The sequence below is a fragment of the Flavobacterium sp. PL002 genome (assembly GCF_054165825.1).
In genome coordinates this window covers 1295142-1320076 of sequence record NZ_CM135110.1, presented here as the reverse complement: position 1 = coordinate 1320076, position 24935 = coordinate 1295142, and the positions used below count along the sequence as shown (strand labels likewise).

The following is a 24935-nucleotide window of genomic DNA, read 5'->3' as shown; positions in this document are numbered from 1 at the left end:
ACTTTACTTAAGCTGTATCTGTTTACAATAACATTCTCTATTTAAATTAAGTTTTGTATATTTGTTTAACTTTAATTAATAAAGGCTAAACAAAAAAACAAAACGGTGAGTAAACCAGCTGTAAATATTGTGTGGTTCAAACGTGATTTACGATTTGTAGATAACGAAGCCTTGTTTGCTGCGCAAAATTCGGGTTTACCTTTGCTATTTGTTTATTGTTTTGAACCAATAGTTATGGATTATGATGATGCAGATGTGCGTCATTGGCGGTTTATTTATGAGTCGATTCAGGATCTACAAACCAAATTAACTGAGATCAACGGAACCTTCTATTATTTTCATAATGAAGTACAAACTGTTTTTGAGGGACTACTAAAAAAGTACGATATAAAAACGGTATTCTCGCACCAAGAAATTGGGAATAAGATCACTTTTGACCGAGATATAGCCATGCAAGATTTTTTTATAAAAAATAAAATCGACTGGAAAGAATCGCAAATGCACGGTGTCATTCGGAAATTAAAATCAAGACAACATTGGGACAAACGCTGGGAAGAGGTCATGCGTGCCGAACCTAAAATGAGTGCCGTAAAAGATTTTAATTTAGTACAATTAGAGGAGGTATTTTATAATGCTATAAAAGGACAACCATTATCAGAGGACATTACAAACCCAAATAAAAATTTCCAAAAAGGAGGCGAAAATCTCGCTTGGCGCTACTTGGATAGTTTTGTAAAAGAGCGTTATGTCAATTACAGCAAGCACATTTCTAAGCCAGCTTTGAGCAGAAAAGGATGCAGTAGGTTGTCACCTTATCTGGCGTATGGAAACATCAGTATGCGAATGATTTATCAGTACACCAATCAGCATTACGAAGGATCCAAAAACAAGCGCGCCATTCTCAATTTTGTTTCAAGGCTGCATTGGCATTGTCATTTTATGCAAAAATTTGAAGACGAGTGCCGCATGGAGTTCGAAAATGTAAATCGAGCCTATGACACTTTGGTTAAACCAAAAAATGAAACCTACATCAAAGCATGGCAACAAGGACAAACGGGTGTGCCTATAGTTGATGCTTGCATGCGCTGTCTGGTAGCAACAGGTTATATCAATTTCAGGATGCGTGCAATGGTTGTGTCTTTTTTCACCTTTAATTTATGGCAAGATTGGCGGGAATTGCATTTTCTAGCCAGACAATTTTTAGATTATGAACCCGGAATTCATTATCCGCAAATCCAAATGCAATCAGGAACTACAGGCATTAACACCATCCGGATTTATAGTCCCATAAAAAACTCCGAAGATCACGATCCTGAAGCCATTTTTATCAAACAATGGGTTCCTGAATTGGCCGAAATTCCAGTGAATTTAATACATGAGCCTTGGAAACTAAATCCCATTGAACAACAATTTTACAATTGCGAAATAGGGAAAGATTATCCGGAGCCTATTGTCAATATTGAAGAAACTAGAAAGTATGCCAGTGACATTGTTTGGAGCTTTCGCAAAAAAGACGAAGTAAAAGAGGAAGGAAAACGCATCTTAAACAAACACGTTTCCAATCCCAATAGAAGAACTAAAAAAACGAAATCATAATGACACTTTTTTTAAAAGCAAACTGGGAAAACATCATCATGGCCAATTATGAAATTGATCCTGCCATACTACTTCCGTTTTTGCCCAAAGGAGTGGAACTGGATTTGTATGAAGGCAAAGCCTATGTGAGTTTGGTGGGTTTTATGTTCAAGGATACCAAGCTTTTCAATATTTCGATTCCGTATTTTGGGACTTTTGAAGAAATTAACCTGCGTTTTTATGTGATTCGAAAAGAGGTAAACACCTTAAAGCGAGGAGTTGTTTTTATCAATGAAACAATTCCGTATCCTATTGTGGCTTGGATGGCGAATAAATTATATAAGGAACATTATACCGTGGTGCCTACCAAACATGAAATTACGAGTGACGGCAATAGTAAAAAAGTACATTTCGGATGGCTTTTAAACAATAAGTGGAATAGTATTTATGTAGAAGCATCCACCGCATCCAAGCCGATGAAAAAGGATAGTTTGGAAAAATTCATTTTCGAACATTATTACGGCTATACCCAAGTGGATCAAAATAATACCGAAGAATATAAATTGCAACATCCTTCCTGGTTGGTCAATCAAGTGTTGGATTATAAAATGGATTGCGATTTTACAGCAATGTATGGCGATGCTTTTTCGGTTTTAAATACAACAAAACCCGAAGCTGTTTTTATAGCCGAAGGATCTTCGGTAGGAATAGAATGGAAAAGAAACCGACTTAATTTTGAAAATGAAAAAGGTTAAAAAACAAAATTTGCCCTCCAAAGTTTGTGTTGTTTGCCAGCGGCCATTTAGTTGGCGTAAAAAATGGGAGAAAGTCTGGGATGAGGTAAAATATTGCAGTGATAAATGCCGAATGAATAAATAAAATGAAAAAAATAGTACGATTAATTTTAGGAGATCAGCTCAATAGCAACCATTCTTGGTTTCAAACCAGCGATAGTTCGGTGACCTATGTGTTGATGGAAATCCGCACCGAAACCGATTATGCTACACATCACATCCAGAAGGTTATTGGTTTTTTTGCAGCAATGCAGGCTTTCGCCAAAGAATTACAAGCCAAAAATCACAACGTTATTTATTTTAAACTGAACGATCCAGCTAACAAGCAAGCATTCGATAAAAACATAACTAGTTTGATTGACGAACAGCAGTTCACTCATTTTGAATACCAATTGCCAGATGAATTTCGAGTAGATCAGATGGTAAAGAGTTTGTGTCAGTCGGTTTCAATTACGAGCGATGTGGTTGATTCTGAACATTTTTTTACCACAAGAACCGAATTAGCTGATTTTTTTGAAGGTAAAAAAACCTTTATCATGGAAAATTTTTACCGTTCCATGCGTAAAAAACACAACGTTTTGATGGAAGGAGCGAACCCTATTAACGGACAGTGGAATTACGATGCAGAAAACCGTAAAAAGTTGCCGAAAAATCACAAACCTACAGCGCCTTTGGTTTTTGATAATGATCTGACTCTAATTGCTAGCGAAATCGAGAAAGCCAATGTCAAAACAATTGGAAATGTAGATGCGGCGCATTTTGTTTGGCCCATCAATAGAACGCAGTCGTTGGAGTTAGTAGATTATTTTATGAGTCATTGCTTGCCTTTATTTGGGAGTTACCAAGATGCGATGATGCCCAATGAATGGTCGTTGTATCACTCAAGGATTTCTTTTTCGATGAATATTAAAATGATTTCGCCACAAGAAGTAATTGACAAAGCTATCGCCGAGTGGCAGCGACGACCAGATGAAATTCAGTACAATCAATTGGAAGGTTTTGTGCGTCAGATTATTGGTTGGCGCGAGTACATGCGTGGGATTTATTGGTTAAAAATGCCTGAATATGCCAACTTAAATTTTCTAGACCATCAAGGAAAATTACCCGATTGGTACTGGACAGGAAACACCAAAATGAACTGCCTGAAAGACGCCATTCAACAAACTTTAAATTACGGTTACGAACACCACATTCAGCGATTGATGATTACGGGTAATTTTGCGCTTTTGGCGGGCGTGCATCCAGACGAAGTGGGAGCCTGGTACTTGGGTGTGTATATGGATGCTATTGAATGGGTCGAAATCACCAATACCTTAGGCATGAGCCAGTTTGCCGACGGCGGGATCGTAGGCACAAAACCCTATGTAAGTTCGGCCAGTTATATTGATAAAATGAGCCATTATTGTGGTTCTTGTTATTACAAAAAAGCAGTAAAAACAGGCGACAAAGCGTGTCCTTTTAATAGTTTGTATTGGAATTTCTATGACAAACACGAAGATAAATTAGGTAAAAATCCGCGCATTGGGATGATGTACAATCTGTGGAAGAAAATGCAACCGGAGGCAAAAGTAGCGCTATTAGAACAAGCAGATTACTATTTAAAAAACATAAATAATTTATAATGAAAACGGCAATAGTTTGGTTTAAAACGGATTTACGGGTATTTGACAACGAAACATTGATCAAAGCAGTGGCGCAAAGCGAACAACTGCTGCCGGTCTATTGTTTTGATGAGGCTCATTTTGAGACAACTAGTTTTGGCTTTGAAAAAACAGGGAGTTACAGGGCACAATTTTTATTGGAATCATTGCAGGATTTAGATGCCAACTTGAGGAAGATAGGTTCTGGTCTATTGATTTTGCGAGGAAAGCCCGAAGAGGAAATTCCTAAACTAGTCGCGCAATACAAAGCTCAAAAAGTATTTGCCAAACGCGAAGTAGCCTATGAAGAAAAGCAAACCGAAAAAAAAGTACAAGAGGCATTGTTCAAATTGCTTTGTGAGCTCGAAACTTTCAGTACGAGTACGTTGTATCATGCCGAAGATTTGCCATTTTCGATCAAAGATATTCCGGATGTATTTACTGTTTTTAGAAAAAAAACCGAGCAGGATGCGGCTATCAGACCTGTTTTTGAAGCGCCACTTGCGATCACATCTCCTGAAATACCGCCATTAGAATTACCAACTTTAAAAGAGTTAGGTCTCAAATTGACCAAAATAGACAAGCGTGCAGCGATCCAATTTAAAGGCGGAGAAACCGAAGCCTTAAACCGATTGAATTATTATTTTTTTGAAAGCAAACAGTTATCGGTTTACAAAGAAACTAGAAACGGAATGGTAGGCGCCGATTATTCGTCCAAATTTTCTGCTTGGCTGGCAAATGGTTGTATTTCGCCAAGAACGATTTATGATCAAATAAAAAAATTTTCAACCATTAATGGCGCTAATGAATCGACCTATTGGTTGGTTTTTGAATTGCTGTGGCGTGATTTCTTCCGATTCATGTTCAAGAAATACCAGACCAAGTTTTTCTTATATTCAGGAATCAAACCAGACAAGCCGAATACCGAAGCAGCCAACGAAAAAGCACTTAAGCAATGGATCAATGGCACAACCGAGTCCGATTTTATTAATGCCAATATGCTCGAACTACAACAAACGGGTTTCATGAGCAACCGCGGACGCCAAAATGTCGCCAGCTATTTCTGCAATGAACTCCATATGGATTGGCGCATTGGAGCTGCTTATTTTGAGTCGCAATTAATCGATTATGATGTGTGTAGCAATTGGGGTAACTGGGCCTATCTGGCCGGAGTAGGCAATGACCCCAGAAAACACCGTTATTTTAACATCGAGAAACAAGCCAAGGATTATGATAAGGACAGTAGCTTTAGGAAATTGTGGTTGTAGTGATAAGTGATTTGGGTACTTAGCTTTTTGAAACATATAAGTTTAAGTGCAGTTTTAGCTTATTTTTTTAACCATTAAGGAATTTAGATCCATTAAGGGTTGCTTTTTATATGATTACTTTTTAATGATAAAGACAGACTTTGCGCGTCTCTGCGTAATCTTTTGTTCCGCAAAGATTCACAAAATAAAAGCAGAGATTCTCTAAGTTTTTTTTTCTTAATTTCCCTTAATTCCTTAATGGTGAAAATGTTTTTGCGATTCTCTGTGCAACCTCCGCGTGTCTCTGCGTAATCTTTTGTTCCGCAAAGATTCACAAAGTTGCCCCAGAGATTCTCTAAGTTTTTTTCTTAATTTCCCTTAATTTCTTAATGGTAAAATAGATTTTTGCGACTCTCCGTGTAACATTTTTTACCATCACCAAGTAACAAAACACAACTTTTAGCGTCCAATCCTACTAACGCTTTTCTTGTATCAAGGAAGCCAATGCTTTTCCTTATTTTTGTACTAACCAATAAAAAGAGACTAATGAAAAAATTAATTCTGATAATGGCAATACTCCCAACAATAGTTGCAACCGCACAAAACCAAGAACCCATAAAATATCCCGTAACCCACAAAGGAACAGTAGTTGACACCTATTTTGATACCGCGGTCCCTGATCCGTATCGCTGGCTAGAGGACGACCGATCTGATGAAACCGCCGCTTGGGTAAAAGCCGAAAACGAAGTAACTTACGGTTACCTAGATAAAATTCCTTTTCGCGATGCACTAAAAACCCGCATGGAAAAACTGTGGAATTACGAAAAAATAGGTTCACCATCCAAAGAAGGAAATTTTACCTATTTCACAAAAAACAACGGACTACAAAATCAATCCGTAGTTTATAGAAAAGACGCTTCAGGCAAAGAAGAGGTTTTCTTAGATCCTAATACTTTTTCTAAAGATGGAACCACATCACTAGGAGGTTTGGATTTCTCCAAAGACGGTTCCAAAGTGGCCTATGCCATTTCTGAAGGAGGAAGCGACTGGCGAAAAGTAATCATCATGGACGCAGTTTCCAAAAAGATTATCGAAGACACGATTGTTGATGTAAAATTCAGTGGACTGTCTTGGAGAGGAAACGAAGGATTTTACTATTCTAGTTACGAAAAACCAAAAGGAAGCGAACTTTCTGCCAAAACAGATCAACATAAACTGTATTTTCACAAATTGGGAACAGCCCAAAAAGAAGACCAAGTTATCTTTGGTGCAGACCAAAAACGCCGTTATGTAGGCGGCTACGTAACCGAAGACGATGCTTATTTAGTGATCTCGGCAGCCAATTCTACCTACGGAAACGAATTGTACATCAAAAGCCTAAAAACGCCAGACAGCCCAATTGTAACCATTGTAGATAATTTCAATAGCGACAACAGCGTCATGGAAACGCAAGGCAGTACATTATTCATAAATACCGATTTAAATGCGCCCAACAAACGCATCGTAACTGTTGATTTTAGTACTCCTTCGCCAGCCAATTGGGTCGATTTTATTCCAGAGACTCAAAATGTGTTGACACCTTCCACGGGAGGCGGTTATTTCTTTGCAAATTATATGAAAGACGCCGTTTCGGTCGTGCAGCAATACGATTACTCTGGTAAAATGATTCGTGAGATTCAGTTGCCAGCGGTAGGAAGTGCTGGTGGTTTTGGCGGAAAGCTAAATGACAAAACCCTGTATTATTCGTTTACCAATTACACCACACCGGGAACAATTTATAGTTTTGACCCAAAAGCAGGGAAGTCAGCGGTATACTCAAAACCAAATGTCGATTTCAAAAGCGAGGAGTACGAGTCCAAACAAGTGTTTTATACCTCAAAGGATGGAACCAAAATCCCAATGATCATCACCTATAAAAAAGGATTAAAACTAAACGGAAAAAACCCAACTATGCTTTACGGTTACGGTGGTTTTAATGTAAGTTTGACGCCAAGTTTCAGTATTGCCAATGCCGTTTGGATGGAAAACGGAGGTGTTTATGCCGTTCCTAACTTACGTGGCGGAGGAGAATACGGTAAAAAATGGCACGATGCCGGAACCAAAATGCAAAAACAAAACGTATTTGATGACTTCATCGCTGCAGCCGAATATCTAATTGCTCAAAAATACACATCGACCAATTTTCTAGCTATTCGTGGTGGGTCCAACGGAGGTTTGCTAGTAGGCGCCACCATGACACAGCGTCCCGATTTGATGAAAGTCGCCTTGCCAGCCGTGGGCGTGATGGACATGTTGCGTTACCACACCTTCACCGCAGGAGCAGGTTGGGCGTACGATTACGGAACAGCGCAAGACAGCAAAGAAATGTTTGAATACATCAAAGGCTATTCGCCAGTTCAAAACGTAAAAGCAGGCACGCATTATCCCGCGACAATGGTCACCACGGGCGATCATGATGATCGAGTAGTGCCGGCACACAGTTTCAAGTTTGCAGCCGAATTGCAAGAAAAACAAACCGGAACAAACCCAACGTTGATTCGTATCGATGTAAAAGCCGGTCACGGCGCAGGAAAATCGGTGGCGGCAAGTATTCAAGAAAACGTCGACATTCAGGCTTTTACCTTATACAACATGGGATTCAAAGCCTTACCAAAACTAAAATAAAAGTACAATCATTGGGAGTAGGAGCTATTTCCTGCTGTACGCTATATCTCTAGTGGCGAACCTCGCCACTAGAGGATGCCGCTTCCATCAGGGCTAGGACAGTTGTATTCCAAATTAAAATAAATAATCCGAAAACGCTATTCGAAAGAGTAGCGTTTTTTGTTTCTAATAAAGAGGTGCTGAATAACTTAGTGGTGTAAAACAGCACAAATACTGTTGGTAAGCTTCTTTTATTTCATAATTTTTTACTAATTCATTCGTTTTTTGGATTGTTGTTCGTTAACTTTGAGAGACAATCATAAATACATTATAATATGAAAATACAATTTAACACAGACAAAAATGTAGAAGGACACGAAAGAGCAGAAGCTTACTTTTCTGCGGAATTAGAAACTGCCTTAGCGCGTTTTGAAGATAAAATTACACGTATAGAAGTTCATGTAGGAGATGAGAATAGTGCTAAACCTGGAATCAATGACAAACGTTGTTTAATTGAAGTTCGTCCAGCAAAATTACAACCTATTGTAGTTACTGAGCATGCTGATACAGTCGAGAAAGCTTTTAGAGGAGCACTAGATAAAATGAAGAAAACACTAAGTACCACTTTTGAAAAACAAAAAGCACACTAAATATATTCCGAACTAAGGAAACAGCATAAAAAAAAGGGCAATTACTATTAATAGTAATTGCCCTTTTTTATTGAAATAAAGTATAATGTCAATCAAGTGAAATTATACTGTTTTTTTTTCATAAAAACAGTCTATTGTCAGTTGGAGTGGAGTTGAGAACCGCGATTATGTTTTACTGCGCTCGATCTTATAAAAATTAGATGGACTGTGTTGTATTGTGTTTTGGAAGCACAAGATTATTTTTCAAATAATAAAGCAGCTAGAGGTTCGTCTCTTTTATAAACATCATCATAAAAAGCTACATTACCATCAGTATCTACCCAAGCCGTAAAATAACCTATGTAAACCGGGATTTTATTTTTTAACGTGTACCATTTTTCTTTTCCAGCATGCATTGCTTCGTAAATTTTTTCGGCATCCCAGCTTTTGTCTTCTTCCATTATTTTTTCAGCAAGTTCCGCAGGATTTTCTACTCTTATGCAACCATGGCTAAAAGCTCTCTTTTCTCTACTAAAAAGATATTTAGAAGGCGTATCATGTAAGTAAATAGCATTCGAATTTGGAAATAAAAATTTAACTAACCCTAATGAGTTTTTAGGACCTGGCTTTTGACGTACTCTACCGTTGTTCCACTCCATGTTATGTTGTGCAAGATAATTGCTATTTCTTTCAATGGCAGGTTTTATTTCTTTATTGATGATACTACTTGGTAGGTTCCAATAAGGGCTAAAAACAATGTATTTCATTGGAGCGCTAAAAATAACAGTTTTATTAAGGGTCTTACCTACTACCACATTAGATTTCATTAAGACTTTGCCATTTTTAAAATAGGTCAATTCATAAGCAGGAATGTTTACTGCAATTAATTCTTTAGACTTTGCTATATCTTTAGAAACCCATCTACAGCGTTCCATATTTACTACAATTGTTTTTATAAGTGAAGTAACAGGCGTACTCATATAATTAAGTGTAGAGCCATAAAGAAGCTTGTCGCCATTAATACCGCGTGTTTTCTTAAATTTTACTACTGCATCAGCCAGATCTAAATCATAAATGCCGCTTTTTGAATCGGTTTTTAAAAATCCATCAAGGAACAATCTTTTGCGTACCTGAGCAATGGCTTGTACACTGTCACCAATTTTTAAGGTTTTAAATCCTGCAGGAATTGTGATGCTATCCCAGCCTCCTTTTTTTTCAATTTGGCGGTATTTTTTTAGTTGGTCTTTCAGTAAATAATATTGACTGAACAACGTTTTTTTGTCTTTTTTAATCAAAGAAGGATCAATTATCAAAGAATCTGTATAAGCAGCATACGACTGTTTATCACGAGGTAGAAACCATTGCATTTCATCTGATTTTGAAGGTGCTAAACCGTGATAAACTTTATCGATATAAAAATAATATAAAGAAGTAGTTAGCAATTCAGAATCAATATTAGGTGTTTTAGAATCATTTTGAGGTTCGTAAATCAAATCAAATTCTGATTTATACGGAATCACAGTTTCAATTCCTTCTTCTGCTAAGTTATTTACTTTGTTGTATAGCACATTTGCAAATTCATTTATACCCGTTTTATCATACCATAAATAATGAAATTCGTGTTTTAGATACAAACTCTTTACATCGTCTTGGTATTTCTTTAATATAGGGTGTTTGCTAAAAAAAGAAGCGACTAAGGTACTGTCAAAGGGCGTTTTACTTAGGTCTTCGTTTTCTAGTAGCTCTAAATCAGCTAGGTCTTTATCTTTGCTTTTTTTGCATGAAGCAAAACTTATTATAAATAGAGTAGCTAATAATAAAGTAATTAAAGTAGTTTTTTTCATGCTTTGATCTTAATAATTTAAGAGCGTAAAAATACATTAAAAGAGTTAATTTATGGCTATTTAGTGTTATTTAATAGTTATTTGCGTTAAAAAACTATCTTTACTAAATGCCTTATTGAAGGTGAATATTCTTTATTTAATGTGTTTAATAACTTTTTTTATGAAAAATTATTTCTTAATTATTTTTGCATTACTATTATTTTCTTCTTTTAGTAGTTGGTCTGAAGACAACGATAAAGAAAAAATAAAGATCAATTTAATGCTAGATAATTGGCACAAGGCCGCCGCAGAATCACAATTTGGTACTTATTTTGATCTAATGACTGATGATGCTATTTTTATAGGAACTGATGCTGAAGAAAATTGGAATAAAACTCAATTTCAAGCGTACGCAAAGCCTTCTTTTGATAATGGAAAAGCATGGAGTTTTAAAGCAATTGAACGTCACATTTATTTTGATAAATCAGGAAATATGGCTTGGTTTGATGAATTACTAGATACACAAATGAAAATTTGTCGTGGTTCAGGCGTATTAGTAAAAATAGGGAAGGATTGGAAAATTAAACATTATGTGCTTTCAATGACTGTTCCTAATGATAATGCTGCTGAGGTTATAAAAATAAAAACTCCTATTGAAACTATTATAATTGATAAGTTAAGTAATAAAGAGCAGTAATTTGAGTTTTCTTTTTTAGTACTAATTTGAATAATTCCTACATTTTTTTGTAAAATTCGATTAAAAAGGTTTTTTTTCATTCCCAAACCATTCGGTCTTATATATTTCCTTAATTTTGCGCCCCAAGACTTTTAGGTCGAACCATACGAAGTAAAATATTAGAAATAAAGTGGGAAGCAAAAATAAATTAAAGAGATTCAGGGAAAACGAAACATTTACTAATGTTTTTCAACCAACAAGAGAAGAAGTAGTAGGTGATTTATTTCCTTTAAAAGGGAAGTGGAATGCAGAGTTTTTTAAAAATGACAATCCATTAGTTCTTGAATTAGGCTGTGGAAAAGGGGAATATTCAGTTGGTCTTGCAGAAAGATATCCGAATAAAAACTTTGTAGGAATTGATATAAAAGGAGCTCGTTTCTGGCGTGGTGCCAAGACTGCTGTGGAAACTGGTTTGGATAATGTGGCTTTCATTAGAACACAAATCGAATTGATCAACCATATTTTTGCTGAAAACGAAGTGGACGAAATTTGGATTACTTTTCCAGATCCTCAAATCAAATACAAGAGAACAAAGCACCGCATGACCAACTCGGAGTTTTTACAATTGTATAAAAAAATCCTTAAAAAAGATGGAGTGGTCAACCTTAAAACCGATAGCGAATTCATGCACGGTTATACATTAGGGTTGCTTCATGGTGAAGGACATGAAGTGTTGTATGCCAATCATAATGTGTATGTAAATGAAGGAAGTCCTGAGGAAGTAACTGCTTTTCAGACATTTTACGAAAAACAATATTTGGAAATTAACAAAGCAATTACGTATATTAGATTCAAAATTAAAGACTAATATTGTTTTTTAAACGCATAATGCACCCATTTTCACTGTTTGATTTATATTAAATGAATTTAATTTTACCACTGTTTTTTGGTTTTGTTACGGCAGTAATAGGCATTATTCCACCAGGATTAATCAATATGACAGCGGCAAAAGTGAATTTGAAAGAAGGAACTAGAAATGCTTTTTGGTTCATATTTGGCGCGATAATTGTTATCTTTTTTCAGGCTTATCTAGCGATTATTTTTGCCAGAATAATAGATGTACGACCAGATATTGTCATTCTTTTGCGAGAATTAGGTTTTGGTGTTTTTGGTTCATTAGCAATTTATTTCCTTTTTATAGCTAAAAAGCCAAAGGTTAAAAAGAGTAAAATTGCTAAGAAAAGTCAAAAGAAACGCTTCTTTTTAGGGATGTTATTATCAGCATTGAACTTTTTCCCTATTCCGTATTACGTTTTTATTACAATTACTTTGTCGTCTTATGAATTATTTTCATTTGCGGCCTTTTCAGTTTTTACTTTTGTAAGCGGAGTAGTGCTAGGGTCTACACTTGTTTTCTATTTCTATATTCGTTTTTTTGAAAGAATAGAGTCAAAAGCAGATTACCTTTTAAGAAATATGAATACGATCATTGGAAGCATTACTGGAGTCATTGCCTTAGTGACTTTGTTTAACATTATTCGCTATTACTTGCAGTAAACCAATTCTTATGGCTGACAATAATTTTTTTGAAAAAGTATATGTCATCGCAAGACAAATTCCGTTTGGAAGAGTGACATCCTATGGAGCTATAGCAAAAGCTATAGGGGCAGCACGATCAGCTCGTATGGTAGGCTATGCGATGAATGCCTCGCACAATATGGGAGATGTTCCTGCGCATCGTGTAGTGAATAGAAAAGGATTGCTTACAGGTAAATTCCATTTTGATGGAACTAATCTTATGCAGCAATTATTAGAAAACGAAGAGATTGTGGTAATAGACAATCAAATAATAGACTTTGAGAAGTATTTTTGGGAACCGCCAATAATGAATGAATGATATTCAATTTTGCGGATGAAAAACTTCTAAAAGTACAAACTTTAAAATATTTTATCTTATGAAACTTGAAAAAATGAAAATGATTAGACTCTATCCAAATGAGGAGTTTAAAGAGATAACTATAGAAGACAAACTAAGATTACGTTATGCAGTGTCTAACAAAGGAAGGTTAATTAGCTTTGTAGATGATATGCGGTTTGCGCGAGAATTAAGAGGCGGCATGACTGATGGATATAGATTGTTTAAATACAAACAATATAATGAAGGTGTGGTCAAAAACAAACACCTCTTTATTTACAAGCTGGTAGCGGAGTATTTTATTCCTAAAACCTCTGAGGATCAGGTTCATATTTTGCATCTAGATCGTAAACGTGATAATGATGATTATCGAAATCTAAAATGGGCCACTGCAGAAGAAATGGCACAGCATACAAGAGAAAGTCCCTATGTAAAGCAAGCTAGATTAAACTTAGTGAAACACAATTTAGAATCTAACGGTAGTAAACTTACGATTACTAAAGTGATGCTTATAAAAAAAATACTAGCTAGACCAGGACAAACTACAAGACTTAAAATGATTGCTAAACAATTTGGCGTTAGCGAAATGCAAATTAGACGAATTAAATCAGGTGAGAACTGGAGTCAAGTGAAAATATAAAAAGCGGTCTTAGTACTAGCGAATTTGACACATTGTTTTTCTTAGTAATACTATTAATATAATATTCAAATTGTCACATTGAGTGGAGTCGGAAATCTCGACTCCATCGTGTCGCGGCTTGCAGAAGTGGCGAACTTCGTAACCGATTATTTTCGGCTAAGATAAAATTTCTTACGAAAGATAAACGTGAATTTACCACATATCTCGCCATTTTTGCAAACCGCTGTTAGCTACAGTATTTTTATTCTTATGTATTGGTATTTATTATTATAAAAACCTTTTTCATTCCAAAATGTTTTTACATTATGAACTGATAAATACAAATATCCATCCTTACTCCAAAATACTTCATTATTTTCCATTAAAGGCATCCATTTTTTAAAACTTACATTCATTACGTTGTTTACTTTATTGTTAGAAATTTTGTAAAGTTCTAAATCTGCTGTAGTTTCATATCCGTTTGAATTTATACAAATAATGTTTTTTTTATCAGGCGAAATATTTGGATAATCTCCAAAAGTCGTTGTCGTTTCTCCGCTTGTTTTGTCTACAAAAATATAATCACCACCTTCATAATATGAACCAATAATTAAATATTTATTTAAAAATTCAATTTGTCCTTCATAGTTAAATAATTGCATTCCATCATTATCTTCTGGCTTATCAATAAATTTTACAACTTTATTTTTACAATTTAACTCTATTACACCATTTACTTTTTTGACTTCAGTTGTGTCAGTTAAAAGAAAATTTACAGCTGTGTTTTTTTTGCTGTCAAATAAAGTTTTGTCAATTAATTCTAAAGAAAGAAACTTTGTTAGTTGTTCTCCGTTTTCATAAAAATCTGTTTTTTGATTTTTGTTCAAAGAAGAAATTATATTTAGGTCAGTAGAAACTAATAAATCATTTTCTGTATTATTTACAGAGTTTTTAGGCTTAATTATTAATGTATCCTTAATTATACTTTGCGTTTTTATTTCTGTTTTTTGTTTACTATTGTTACAACTTAAAATTGTCAGAAGTAAAATTATTATTGAAAATGTTGTTTTTAGTTGTGGGGTCATAATATTGTAGCTAACTCGACTGTGTTCGATATAAGAAAAATTTTATAGGACTATTTTTTACTAATTTTCAATGTAAAAGTCACCTTTAATTACCTTCTTGAATAAAACAGATGGTAAAATGAGTTCTTCCGCCTGATTGCTCATTGTCAGTTTGATGACTCAAATATCCGCCGTGGGCTTCAATACTATTTTTCGAAAGTGTCAGTCCAATACCGGCGCCATCTTTTCGAGTAGTGAAAAAGGGCAGGAATATTTTATCTTTAATTTCATTTTCTATTCCTCTTCCATTGTCGGATATCGTGATGTAAAAACGATTGTTTTGTGCAGTCGTTGTTAGTTTTATGCTTTTATGCTTTTTCTCTTTTAAAGCAAAAACACTATTGGTTAGTAAGTTGATAATGACTTGTTCGATTTGGTTTTGGTCAATAGATATTATTTGGTTTTTGTCGATTTCGTTGGTAATTTCGATGTTTTCAGACTCGAAAATAGGCGACATGATTTTCAGGCAATCTTCAAACAGCAAATGAACAGCTGTTGGTTTTTTATTGGGTGTTGGTAATGCAGCGAGCTTTCTATAATTTTCTACAAAAAACTGCAAATGGTCACTGCGATTTATAATCGTAGAAATACTGCTTTTTATATCTTCAAAATCTTCAGGCTCTAAATGGTCTTGATCTACTATTTGCAGTAAATTTTGCGAAAGCGATCGAATAGGTGTCAAGGAATTCATTAATTCGTGAGAGATGATTTTCATCAAGTTAATCCAAGCTTCTTTTTCTTTTTTCTCAATAACACGCTGGATGCTGTCTAGCAAAATGATACAATAGTCTTTATTGAACGATTTTGTCAGCGAAGTTTGCAGCATAAACGTCTGTGCCTCTTGTTGCTCAATTTTTATATTAATAGATGTCTTTAATTCGTTAAAACCATTTTTTTCAATTTCGTTACAAAGCGAGGGCAGGTAATTTTTGAGATAGTCCCAACTAGTTACTTTTGGTACGCTGAAAAGTGATGAAAAACAATCGTTCATCAAAAAAATATTCCAATCGTTATTTTCTTTTTCTAATATTAAAACGGCGGTATCTATATTGTTTATTATCGAACGATAAATTAATTCTTTTGAGCTGCCGTCGTGTTGTTTCTGTTTTAAAGTGTCATAAAGCAGACATAAATTTTTATAATCTCCTTCTTTGACTGCAGCAGGGAAATTAGCCGAAAAGTCATTGTTGAGTATAGAAAGTATTGTTTTATCGTAAAAAATCAATTTGTTTTTGATGTAGGAATACATTTCGGCACAGAGTAAAACGGCAAAAACTAAAATTAAAATACCACTATACAAATAGCCATTCCCAAATAGATAAAGTGAGAAAGCGAGTGTGATAATGACCATAAAAACTCTAGCGAAAAGGGCATTGTAAAATTTCCAGCTGTTCATTAGTCGTTATTTTTAAGGTCGTATTTTTCAAGCCTGCGGTACAATGCTGCTCTGGATAAACCCAATTCTTCGGCGGTTTTACTAATGTTGCCGCTGTTTTTAAAAAGAGATTTTTCTATTGCATTTTTCTCTATTTCGGATAGGGGATTTTCCTCATTGTTTGGGGTGTATTCAAAGTGGAGTAAGTCTAAATCAGTGACCGAAATGGTATTGTCATCGGACATGATTAAGGCTCTTTCTATCTTATTTTCTAATTCTCTAATGTTTCCTTTCCAAGGATAACGTGCCATATATTCGGCCACGTTGGTGTCAAAAACCACATCATGTTGATTGTATTTTTCGCCTAATTGTTTTAGAATAAATTGCGCCATGGGTACAATGTCCTCTTTTCGCTCTCGCAAAGGCGGCAAGTTAATTTCCATGGTATTAATACGATACAACAAGTCTTCTCGAAAAGTTTTGTTTTCAACTTCGGTCTTGATATCGCTGTTGGTAGCTGCTATGATTCGCACATTTAATGGTCGAGGTTTACTTTCGCCCAAGCGTGTGACTTTTTTTGTTTGCAAAACATGCAAAAGTTTTGATTGTAAATGCAAAGGAATATTGCCTATTTCGTCAAGAAAAATCGTGCCATTATCGGCAATTTCAAATCGCCCTGGTGTATCAGTTTTGGCATCGGTAAATGCACCTTTGGCATAACCAAATAGTTCGCTTTCAAATAAATTTTCGCTTAACGAACCCAAATCAATATGAATGAATGGTTTGTCTTTTCGAGTCGAATGTAGGTGTATATGTTCAGCAAAGACAAATTTACCGGTTCCGTTTTCGCCTAAAATAAGGACGTTCGCATCTGTTTTTGCTACTTTTTCAGCAATGGAGTACGCCTGTTTTATTTTTTGGGAACTACCAATGAAGTGCTTTTTAGGAGCGGGTTCTGAGTTTGATGTTCGATTGCGTTTCCGACTTTCTGCAACGGCTTTATCAATTGTGGAAAGCAAATGGTCATTGTCCCAAGGTTTTAAAATATAATCAAAAGCACCTATTTTCATGCCTTCTACAGCGGTTTCTATCTTGCCAAAAGCGGTCATTAAAAGCACGACTGTTTTTGGCGACAGTGTTTTTATTTCTTTTAGCCAGTGAATGCCTTCTCGTCCATCTTCAAATCCAATGCGGTAGTTCATGTCTAGTAAAACAACATCAATTTGGTTTTCGCCAAGGATAGTAAGTAGTTTTTTTGGGTCGTTTGTTGTGAAAATTTCTTCAAAATGCTTCTTCAAGATCATTTTTGCCGAAAAAAGAATCTCTTCTTGGTCATCAACAATAAGTATTTTGGCTAGTTTTTTTCGCATCAGTATTGGTTTTTGTTCACTTATGAACAGGAGACTGTCCGTTTTCGAACAGTTCGATTTTTAGATTTTTTGCAATCGTATTGATAACCATCGTTTTACGGATTATAAATCCTTTGGCATGCTTTTGTATGTTGATAATCAGTAAATTATTATAAAAAATGGACAAGGTTATTCCCCGTAAAAATAGAAAATTTAGGTACTTAACAATAGGATTTGTGAGTTTTTTAGTTGCAGGAGCAATTGTTTATGCTTCGGTATCTAAAAAGCGAAGTTTAAATGTAAAAGCGGATGAATTATTAGTAAAAGAAGTAAGTCAGGAATTTTTTGAAGATTTTATTGTGTTTCAGGCCAAAGTAGAACCATTGAATTTGGTATTGGTTAATATTATTGAAGGCGGTTCAGTTAAAGAAATTTTTGTAGAAAACGGAGCAATGATTACGCAAGGACAACCGCTGGCGCGCATGTATAATCCCAATACTGAATTGAATTATCTGACGCAAGAAACTGCAATCATTGAGCAAATCAATAATTTAAACACGGGAAAACTTAATATTAGAAATCAAGAATTGAACTTGACTAAAGATCTGGCTTTAATAGAACATGATTATAATGATGCTAAAAGAGTGTACGATATGAATGCCAAATTATTCGAAAAGGATATTATTTCAAGAAATGATTGGAATGTAATTAAGGAAAGTCTGCGTTTTCAAGAAGAGCGCAAAAGCAATATTCGCACGAGTATTCAAAAAGAAAAACAAACCAACCAAGTCCAGATTTCGCAGATAAATCGTTCGATACAAACCATGGAGATGAGTTTGGATATTCTGAGAAGTAATAAAAAAAACTTCTTGATTACGGCGCCAGTTTCAGGAAGATTAACTTCATTTGAACCTATTTTAGGAAAAACATTTCAAGCTGGAGAAAGTATCGGTCGAATTGATTCTCGGGAAGGTTACAAGCTGAGTGCGCAGGTGGATGAATTTTATTTGGAGAAAATTCGTATGGGTTTAAAAGGGCAAATTGAGTTTAAAGGAAAAACCGTAACTGTGTCTGTGGTCAAAGTGATTCCAGAGGTGAAAAGTGGTCGTTTTCAAGTAGAATTGCTTTTTGATTCAAAAGTAGCGTTGTCGTTGCAAGACGGACTAAGTTTTGGTGTGAAGCTTATCTTATCTGAAAAGAATAAAATTTTGGTGATTCCAAAAGGAAGCTTCAATCAAGAAACTGCAGGGAAGTGGCTCTTTGTTGTCAACGGAAATAAGGGAGTGAGGAGAAACATAAAGTTAGGTAGAGAAAACCCTTCTTATTACGAGGTTTTAGAAGGATTGAAGGAAGGCGAAAAAGTAATCACTTCGTCTTATGCGGACTATAAAGAAGTTGAAGAACTGAATATAGAATAAAAGCATCATTAAGATAGTAGTGACTTATAAAAATAGTAGCTGTAAAATAAACTAATTTTTGTCTTATCGAGCGGAGTCGAGATATAATAATGGTGCCTGATTTCGCTCAAACTGAATATTGGGCTGAACAATTAATAAGATTAAATTAAAAAAAAACATAAAAACTATAAAAGGATGATAACAATTCAAAACCTAACCAAGATCTTCAGAACAGAAGAGTTAGAAACTTCGGCTTTAAGCGGAATTAATTTGCAAATCAATGAGGGAGATTTTCTTTCGATTATGGGACCTTCGGGTTGCGGAAAATCGACATTACTCAATATCATAGGATTATTGGATAGTGCTTCAGACGGGAGTTATACATTATTGAACCAAGAAATGATTGGACTAAAAGAAAAAGGGCGTTCTAGTGTTCGTAAGGAAAATATCGGATTTATTTTTCAGAATTTTAATCTAATTGATGAACTTTCGGTTTATGATAATATCGAATTACCGTTAATTTATAATAATGTAAAAGCTTCAGAAAGAAAACTAAAAGTAGAAGGAATTGCCGAAAAATTAAACATTGCGCATCGATTGAAGCATTATCCGCAACAACTTTCTGGTGGGCAGCAACAACGTGTGGCAGTGGCAAGAGCTTTGATAAATGATCCTAAAATTATTTTGGCTGATGAGCCTACTGGAAATTTGGACAGTAAAAACGGAAACGAAGTAATGGAATTGCTAACTGATTTGCATGCCAAAGGTGCGACAATCTTGATGGTTACCCATTCTGATTATGATGCGTCATTTTCTCAAAGAACCATACTGATGAAAGATGGTGTTATTTTCTCTGAAAAAAGCAATCAAAGGAATGTTGATGTTTTTAAAGTGTAAGCATCATGATACTAATCTTAATATCAATTATCACATTCATTTTAGAATTGCTTTGCAGTTCACTTAGTCAATAATTTACGGTTTCAATCATCACACGAGCCAAAGTGGCGAACTGGCGAAGCAATCATCAATCAAAATTATGTTACACAACTGGATAAAAATATTTATATACCACCTGAAGCAAAACAAACTCTTTTCGTTTCTCAATGTTTTGGGATTGAGTATTGGGATTGCGGGATTGATTTTCGCTTTGTTATACTGGAATGACGAGCATTCGTATGATGCTTGGAATCCTGAAAAAGAAAATGTTTATTTAGTGGTTAATCAAATGGATGTAACTACTTTTTGGGCTTCGTCTTCTGCTCCAATTGGTGGCGCTGTCGCAGAAGAAAACAGCAATGTTCAATCTTATTGCTATATCAGCGGTGATTATAGTAACGACATCATTCGGTTTAAGAATAAAAAAGTACAATCGGATAAAATTTTAAGTGCCCAGAAGAATTTCTTTGAATATTTTCCTTTTGAATTTATAGAAGGCAATGTGGCTTCGGCTTTGCCAGATGAAAATAGTATTTGCTTATCTGATAAAATTGCTTTTCAACTTTTTGGAAATCAAAAAGCATTAGGAAAAGAAGTTGTTTTTGAAAATAAAAAAGTATTAGTCAGAGGCGTTTATAAATCAAATAAAAATTCCTCCTATAATCCTTCGGCAGTTGTAAATTTTATAGATTTTAGGTTGAAAAAAACGGAGGGGCAGTGGGGTAATTATCAATATGTTTTATTTGTTAAAGCAAACCCTATTTCAAAAACAGATATTGAAAAAACGTTAACGCAGTTGTATCATGAGAATATGACGGTGCGATATGCTAAAAGAAGCGGTATAAGTGCAGAAGAATTTGTGAAAAAATACGGAGAAGTAAAACCTTCTTTAGAACCCTTGTCAGCCATCCGTTTACACACTAAAACTGGAGGATTACCTGAAGGTAAAGGTAGCTATCAATTGCTATTGATCATGTTAGGATTGTCGGTATTGATCTTAGTACTTTCTATCGTAAACTATATCAATTTGGCGACAGCCTCAGCCATTAAAAGAGCCAAAGAAGTGGGTGTTCGCAAAATAATAGGTGCTTCAAGATCTAATATTATTTTACAATTTATTTTTGAAACCATATTAATTGCATTGTTTTCTATTTTGCTCTCGTTGGCCATAGTTGAATTGGCATTGCCTTTTTATAATGAATTTTTAGAGAAAAGCATCATTTTAATTGGTAGTCAATTTTATTTACAATTAATAACGATTTTTATCATAACGGTGGTGGTAGCAGGCGTTTTTCCGGCCGTTTATGTGTCTAGTTTTGAAACTTTAAAAGTACTTAAAGGTAATTTCGGACGAAGTAAAAGTGGTCTTTGGCTGCGCAACGGAATGCTCATATTTCAGTTTACAGTTGCTTCGTTTTTTATTGTTGGTTCTTATATTGTGTACCAGCAAATTGAGCACATAAACACGAAGGATTTCGGTTTTAAAGCCAATCAAATTATAAATTTAAATTATAGAAATATTTATGGAGAAGAGATATCTGATGCCAATCGATATGAAAGATACAATTCCATCAAAAACAAATTATTGAATATAAAAGGCGTTAAAAAAGTGGCTGGTGGCGCTTTTGAGTTTGGAAATGGCGCGAAATCGACAATTAATTATCATTATAAGGATATATCGATTGACGGAAATAATATCCCAATAGATTTTGGAATGCTTGAAATGATGCAAATAAAAATGGTGAAAGGAAGGTTTTTTAATCTAAAATTTGCCCAAGATACGATTGGCAACATGTTGATTAATGAGACGGCGATGAAAATGCTACATGAAAAAAATCCGATAGGAAAAAAAATAGATTGGGACGGAAAAGAAATGATTATTGTGGGTGTTGTTAAAGATTTTAATGTAGACAGTCCAACAGCAGTAATACCGCCACTATCCTTTTTTCATTTAAAAACAATTCCTTGGTTTATGGGCACATTGAATAATATTTATATTGAAGTTACTCCAGAATCCATGACAGAAAGCCTTGCCGATATTGAGAAATTATGGTTGAAAGACGTTGATCCTGATTATCCATTTGTGTATGATTTTGTAGATAAAGAATACAAAAGGTCTTATAGTAGTTTTGTAAAACAAAAAAATATGTTTTCGGTATTGAACATTATCGTGATACTAATTGCACTTTTCGGGTTGTTCGCTTTAGCTTCTTACTCAATAGAAAGACGAATGAAAGAAATTGCAATCAGGAAAACACTTGGTGCTGAAACCAATGTTTTGCTTACAGCACTTTCTAAGCAATATATTTTCTTTTGTGTCATTGGGTTTTTGATTGCTTTGTTTCCTATTTATTATTCACTAAATAAATGGCTTGAGAATTTTGCTTACCGAATAGATATTTCTATTTATCCCTTTATAATTGGATTTTTGGCTTTGCTATTCTTAACTCTTTCTGTGGTCCTGTCAAGAGCTTATTTTGCTACAAAAGTGGATGTTTTAAAGTATTTGAAATACGAATAATTGGCTTTGTAAAAACGGTACTTGGCGACTTAGAAAGGCTTTAATAGCCGATTAATTTTTAAAACAAATAAACGATGTTACACAACTGGATAAAAATATTTATTTACCAACTCAAGCTAAACAAACTGTTTTCGTTTCTCAATGTTTTGGGATTGAGTATTGGTATTGCGGGATTGATTTTTGCTTTGTTATATTGGAATGACGAGCATTCGTATGATGCTTGGAATCCTGAAAAAGAACATGTTTATCAGGTCCTGAATCAAATGGGCCCACATAAAGAAATTTGGGCATCTAACTCAACACCCTTTGGACTTACCTGCAAGGCGACTATTCCGGAAATCGAATCGATTTGTTTTTTCAGCAATAGGTATGATGCAGGGCTTTTAAAATATCAATCTAAAAAGATAATTGTAAAAAAAGCAGTTATCTCTGATGAAGAGTTTTTTAAAATTTTCCCTTTCCCCATTGTTAAAGGGGCAAAAACGGATATTCTTAAGGAGAAAAATAGTGTTGCTATTTCTGAAGCAAGTGCAAAATTGTTATTTAAAGAGGAAGATCCTATTGGCAAATCAGTCAATTTTGACAATGAATTCTATATTGTAAAAGCAGTTTATAAAATCATAAAACCATCGGCGGTAGAACCTGATTATGTATTTAATGGACTAATCAAGGAAAGTGACCTCGAGAGCTGGGGGAACTACAACTATGGATTGATGATTAAAGTTAAAAAAGACGTTTCCATAGCGACTGTTCTTAAAAAAATGGAGCAGGTAGTTTTTGAGAATAGAACACAGAAAAACGCTAAAGAAAGTGGTCAAACTGTTGCTCAGTATATTAAGGAAAATGGGGAGGCTAAGATTATTTTAGACCAACTAAAAACCGCGCGATTACAGGGTACAAAAGCGTCTATAGGAAGTAATTTTCCTGAGGGACAGGGAAATTTACAGTTGGTTTATATTATGATGGGTTTGTCTATTTTGATATTGGTTTTGTCCATCGTTAATTATATTAATTTGGCAACAGCCTCAGCTATAAAAAGAGCAAAAGAAGTAGGTGTTAGAAAAATTGTAGGGGCTAGTAAGTCATTGATTATTTTGCAGTTTATCTTTGAGTCGGCTATTGTAGTATGTTTTTCGGTTATTTTTGCTTTAGCCATTGTAGAGCTCACACTGCCTTTTTATAATGATTTTTTGAACAAAGATTTAACTTTAAATGGGAGCGAGTTTTACATGCAAATCCTTTTAATTTTTGTTATAGTAATTGTTTTTGCAGGGATATTTCCAGCTATTTATATTTCGAAATTTGAAACTTTAAAGGTGTTGAAAGGGAATTTCTCTAGAAGTAAAAGCGGAATTTGGATGCGAAATTCCATGTTGATTTTTCAATTTTCGATAGCTACTTTTTTTATCATTGGCGCGTTAATAGTGTACCAACAGGTAAGTTATATGAGCAATAAAGACTTAGGTTTTAATGGCGATCAGATTATTCGAATCAGGTTTAGATATGATGATTGGGAAACAAAATTAAAAAAGTACGAAACTACTAAGCAAGAAGTTCTTAAAATGTCAGGTGTTCAAGATGTCTCTACATTTGAGGGTTCTTTTGGAGATGATACTAACTCTACTTCTGGTTTTACACACAATGGTATTTTTGTGCAGGGACATAACGTGAATATGGATTTTGGTTTTCTGGATATGATGAAAATCAAGATGGTTGAAGGACGGGATTTATCTCCTGAATTTGCTTCAGACACGGTGAGCAATATGTTGATGAATGAAACTTGCGTACGTACCTTGAATCTCAAGAAACCAATAAATACAATTATCACCTCGGGTTGGGGCAATGATAAAGGAATGCTGAAATTTAAAATTGTAGGTGTAGTTAAGGATTTTAACATCACTGGTTTAAAAAATAAAATTCCTCCCATGATTTTTGTGAATTTGAAAACCTTAGGATGGAATAATTTTCAATTTGTTTATGTAAAGGTAAGTCCTGATAATTTAGAACGCACACTTTCTGGATTAGAGGCCTATTGGAACAAGAATATCAATCAAGATTATCCTTTTGAATATGAATTTGTGGATAAAAAGTTTGCCAAAACCTATCTGGAACAGATGAAACAAAAAGATTTATTTTTCATCCTCAATTTAATCGTAATTACTATTGCCATATTTGGTTTGTTTGCCTTGGCTTCATTTTCTATGGAAAGAAGATTAAAGGAGATCGCCATTCGTAAAACCCTTGGTGCCGAAACTAATACTTTACTGAAAGAGCTGTCAAAACAATATGTATTCTTTTGTTTGGCTGGATTTCTAATTGGGATATTCCCGGCTTACTTTCTTTTGCAAAAATGGCTTGAAGATTTTGCCTTTCGCATCGATATTCCATTCTTTCCATTTGTTGTAGCGCTGTTGAGTTTGCTGTTTTTGACTTTAATAATAGTTTTATCTAAAGCGTATCAAGTAACCAAAATGGATATTTTGAAATATTTAAAATATGAATAATTGGTTTTAGATTTTTTTAAGATAAACCCGGCGGCTATTCAAAGCAAGTCGGGTTTTTTTTCTATAATAACTACAGCAAATTCTTGCATCAATAAATACAATTTAAATCCTTTACAATAAGAACTTAATCCATTATCTTTGTAATCTGAAATCAGTTTAAATAAATAT

Annotated in this window: 20 protein-coding genes; 16 read left to right on the top strand and 4 right to left on the bottom strand. The window is 34.6% G+C overall.

The genetic code is table 11. The features are described 5' to 3' along the window. Positions 1 to 105: 105 nt before the first annotated feature. The 7 genes from ACVEGE_RS05830 (at position 106) to ACVEGE_RS05800 (ending at position 8549) form a co-directional block, all read left to right on the top strand. Positions 106 to 1596: a cryptochrome/deoxyribodipyrimidine photo-lyase family protein gene (locus ACVEGE_RS05830; protein ID WP_192499708.1), complete on the top strand. Its 1491-nt coding sequence runs from the start codon at positions 106 to 108 to the stop codon at positions 1594 to 1596. Then, positions 1596 to 2330, top strand: a complete 735-nt coding sequence (locus tag ACVEGE_RS05825; protein ID WP_192499709.1) for a YqjF family protein — start codon at positions 1596 to 1598, stop codon at positions 2328 to 2330. The genes ACVEGE_RS05830 and ACVEGE_RS05825 overlap by 1 nt, the downstream gene beginning before the upstream one ends. Next, positions 2317 to 2454: a DUF2256 domain-containing protein gene (locus ACVEGE_RS05820; protein ID WP_192499710.1), complete on the top strand. Its 138-nt coding sequence runs from the start codon at positions 2317 to 2319 to the stop codon at positions 2452 to 2454. The genes ACVEGE_RS05825 and ACVEGE_RS05820 overlap by 14 nt, the downstream gene beginning before the upstream one ends. Position 2455: 1 nt before the next feature. Next, positions 2456 to 3991 (top strand): cryptochrome/photolyase family protein, encoded by a 1536-nt coding sequence (locus ACVEGE_RS05815; protein ID WP_192499711.1) that lies wholly within the window; start codon positions 2456 to 2458, stop codon positions 3989 to 3991. Beyond that, positions 3991 to 5277, top strand: a complete 1287-nt coding sequence (locus ACVEGE_RS05810; protein WP_192499712.1) for a DASH family cryptochrome — start codon at positions 3991 to 3993, stop codon at positions 5275 to 5277. The genes ACVEGE_RS05815 and ACVEGE_RS05810 overlap by 1 nt, the downstream gene beginning before the upstream one ends. Before the next feature lie 546 nt (positions 5278 to 5823). Then, positions 5824 to 7920: a prolyl oligopeptidase family serine peptidase gene (locus ACVEGE_RS05805; RefSeq protein WP_370566928.1), complete on the top strand. Its 2097-nt coding sequence runs from the start codon at positions 5824 to 5826 to the stop codon at positions 7918 to 7920. A 314-nt stretch (positions 7921 to 8234) separates the two neighbouring features. Continuing rightward, positions 8235 to 8549, top strand: a complete 315-nt coding sequence (locus ACVEGE_RS05800; protein ID WP_173853754.1) for an HPF/RaiA family ribosome-associated protein — start codon at positions 8235 to 8237, stop codon at positions 8547 to 8549. A gap of 236 nt (positions 8550 to 8785) precedes the next feature. Here ACVEGE_RS05800 and ACVEGE_RS05795 read toward each other — a convergent pair whose 3' ends face one another. Continuing rightward, a complete protein-coding gene (locus ACVEGE_RS05795; RefSeq protein ID WP_192499714.1) occupies positions 8786 to 10372 on the bottom strand; it encodes a L,D-transpeptidase family protein in 1587 nt (528 codons plus the stop codon). Between the two features lie 160 nt (positions 10373 to 10532). Here ACVEGE_RS05795 and ACVEGE_RS05790 point away from each other — a divergent pair, with 160 nt between their 5' ends. The 5 genes from ACVEGE_RS05790 (at position 10533) to ACVEGE_RS05770 (ending at position 13582) form a co-directional block, all read left to right on the top strand. Next, positions 10533 to 11048, top strand: coding sequence for a nuclear transport factor 2 family protein (locus tag ACVEGE_RS05790; RefSeq protein WP_192499715.1), 516 nt, complete (start codon positions 10533 to 10535; stop codon positions 11046 to 11048). Positions 11049 to 11217: 169 nt separating this feature from the next. Continuing rightward, positions 11218 to 11895 (top strand): tRNA (guanosine(46)-N7)-methyltransferase TrmB, encoded by a 678-nt coding sequence (gene trmB / locus ACVEGE_RS05785; protein WP_192499716.1) that lies wholly within the window; start codon positions 11218 to 11220, stop codon positions 11893 to 11895. A gap of 53 nt (positions 11896 to 11948) precedes the next feature. Then, entirely contained in the window at positions 11949 to 12584 is a 636-nt protein-coding gene (locus tag ACVEGE_RS05780) for a LysE family transporter (RefSeq protein WP_173853750.1), read from the top strand. Between the two features lie 10 nt (positions 12585 to 12594). After that, entirely contained in the window at positions 12595 to 12924 is a 330-nt protein-coding gene (locus ACVEGE_RS05775; protein ID WP_192499717.1) for an MGMT family protein, read from the top strand. A 58-nt stretch (positions 12925 to 12982) separates the two neighbouring features. Continuing rightward, on the top strand, positions 12983 to 13582 hold the full coding sequence (locus ACVEGE_RS05770) for a phage terminase small subunit-related protein (RefSeq protein ID WP_225738024.1): 600 nt from the start codon (positions 12983 to 12985) through the stop codon (positions 13580 to 13582). A 230-nt stretch (positions 13583 to 13812) separates the two neighbouring features. Here ACVEGE_RS05770 and ACVEGE_RS05765 read toward each other — a convergent pair whose 3' ends face one another. The 3 genes from ACVEGE_RS05765 to ACVEGE_RS05755 all read right to left on the bottom strand — a co-directional run bounded on the left by ACVEGE_RS05765 (position 13813) and on the right by ACVEGE_RS05755 (position 17430). Beyond that, on the bottom strand, positions 13813 to 14646 hold the full coding sequence (locus ACVEGE_RS05765; RefSeq protein ID WP_192499718.1) for a hypothetical protein: 834 nt from the start codon (positions 14644 to 14646) through the stop codon (positions 13813 to 13815). Positions 14647 to 14731: 85 nt separating this feature from the next. Then, positions 14732 to 16081, bottom strand: a complete 1350-nt coding sequence (locus ACVEGE_RS05760) for a sensor histidine kinase (RefSeq protein WP_192499719.1) — start codon at positions 16079 to 16081, stop codon at positions 14732 to 14734. After that, a complete protein-coding gene (locus ACVEGE_RS05755) occupies positions 16081 to 17430 on the bottom strand; it encodes a sigma-54-dependent transcriptional regulator (protein WP_192499720.1) in 1350 nt (449 codons plus the stop codon). Before ACVEGE_RS05755 ends, ACVEGE_RS05760 begins: the two co-directional genes overlap by 1 nt. A 215-nt stretch (positions 17431 to 17645) precedes the next feature. Here ACVEGE_RS05755 and ACVEGE_RS05750 point away from each other — a divergent pair, with 215 nt between their 5' ends. From ACVEGE_RS05750 to ACVEGE_RS05735, 4 genes are all read left to right on the top strand, one after another. Next, positions 17646 to 18827: an efflux RND transporter periplasmic adaptor subunit gene (locus tag ACVEGE_RS05750; protein ID WP_458008628.1), complete on the top strand. Its 1182-nt coding sequence runs from the start codon at positions 17646 to 17648 to the stop codon at positions 18825 to 18827. A gap of 174 nt (positions 18828 to 19001) precedes the next feature. Further along, positions 19002 to 19703 (top strand): ABC transporter ATP-binding protein, encoded by a 702-nt coding sequence (locus ACVEGE_RS05745; RefSeq protein WP_192499722.1) that lies wholly within the window; start codon positions 19002 to 19004, stop codon positions 19701 to 19703. Positions 19704 to 19842: 139 nt separating this feature from the next. Then, positions 19843 to 22263 (top strand): ABC transporter permease, encoded by a 2421-nt coding sequence (locus ACVEGE_RS05740; RefSeq protein WP_192499723.1) that lies wholly within the window; start codon positions 19843 to 19845, stop codon positions 22261 to 22263. Between the two features lie 74 nt (positions 22264 to 22337). Further along, positions 22338 to 24767 (top strand): ABC transporter permease, encoded by a 2430-nt coding sequence (locus ACVEGE_RS05735; RefSeq protein WP_192499724.1) that lies wholly within the window; start codon positions 22338 to 22340, stop codon positions 24765 to 24767. Positions 24768 to 24935 lie beyond the last annotated feature (168 nt).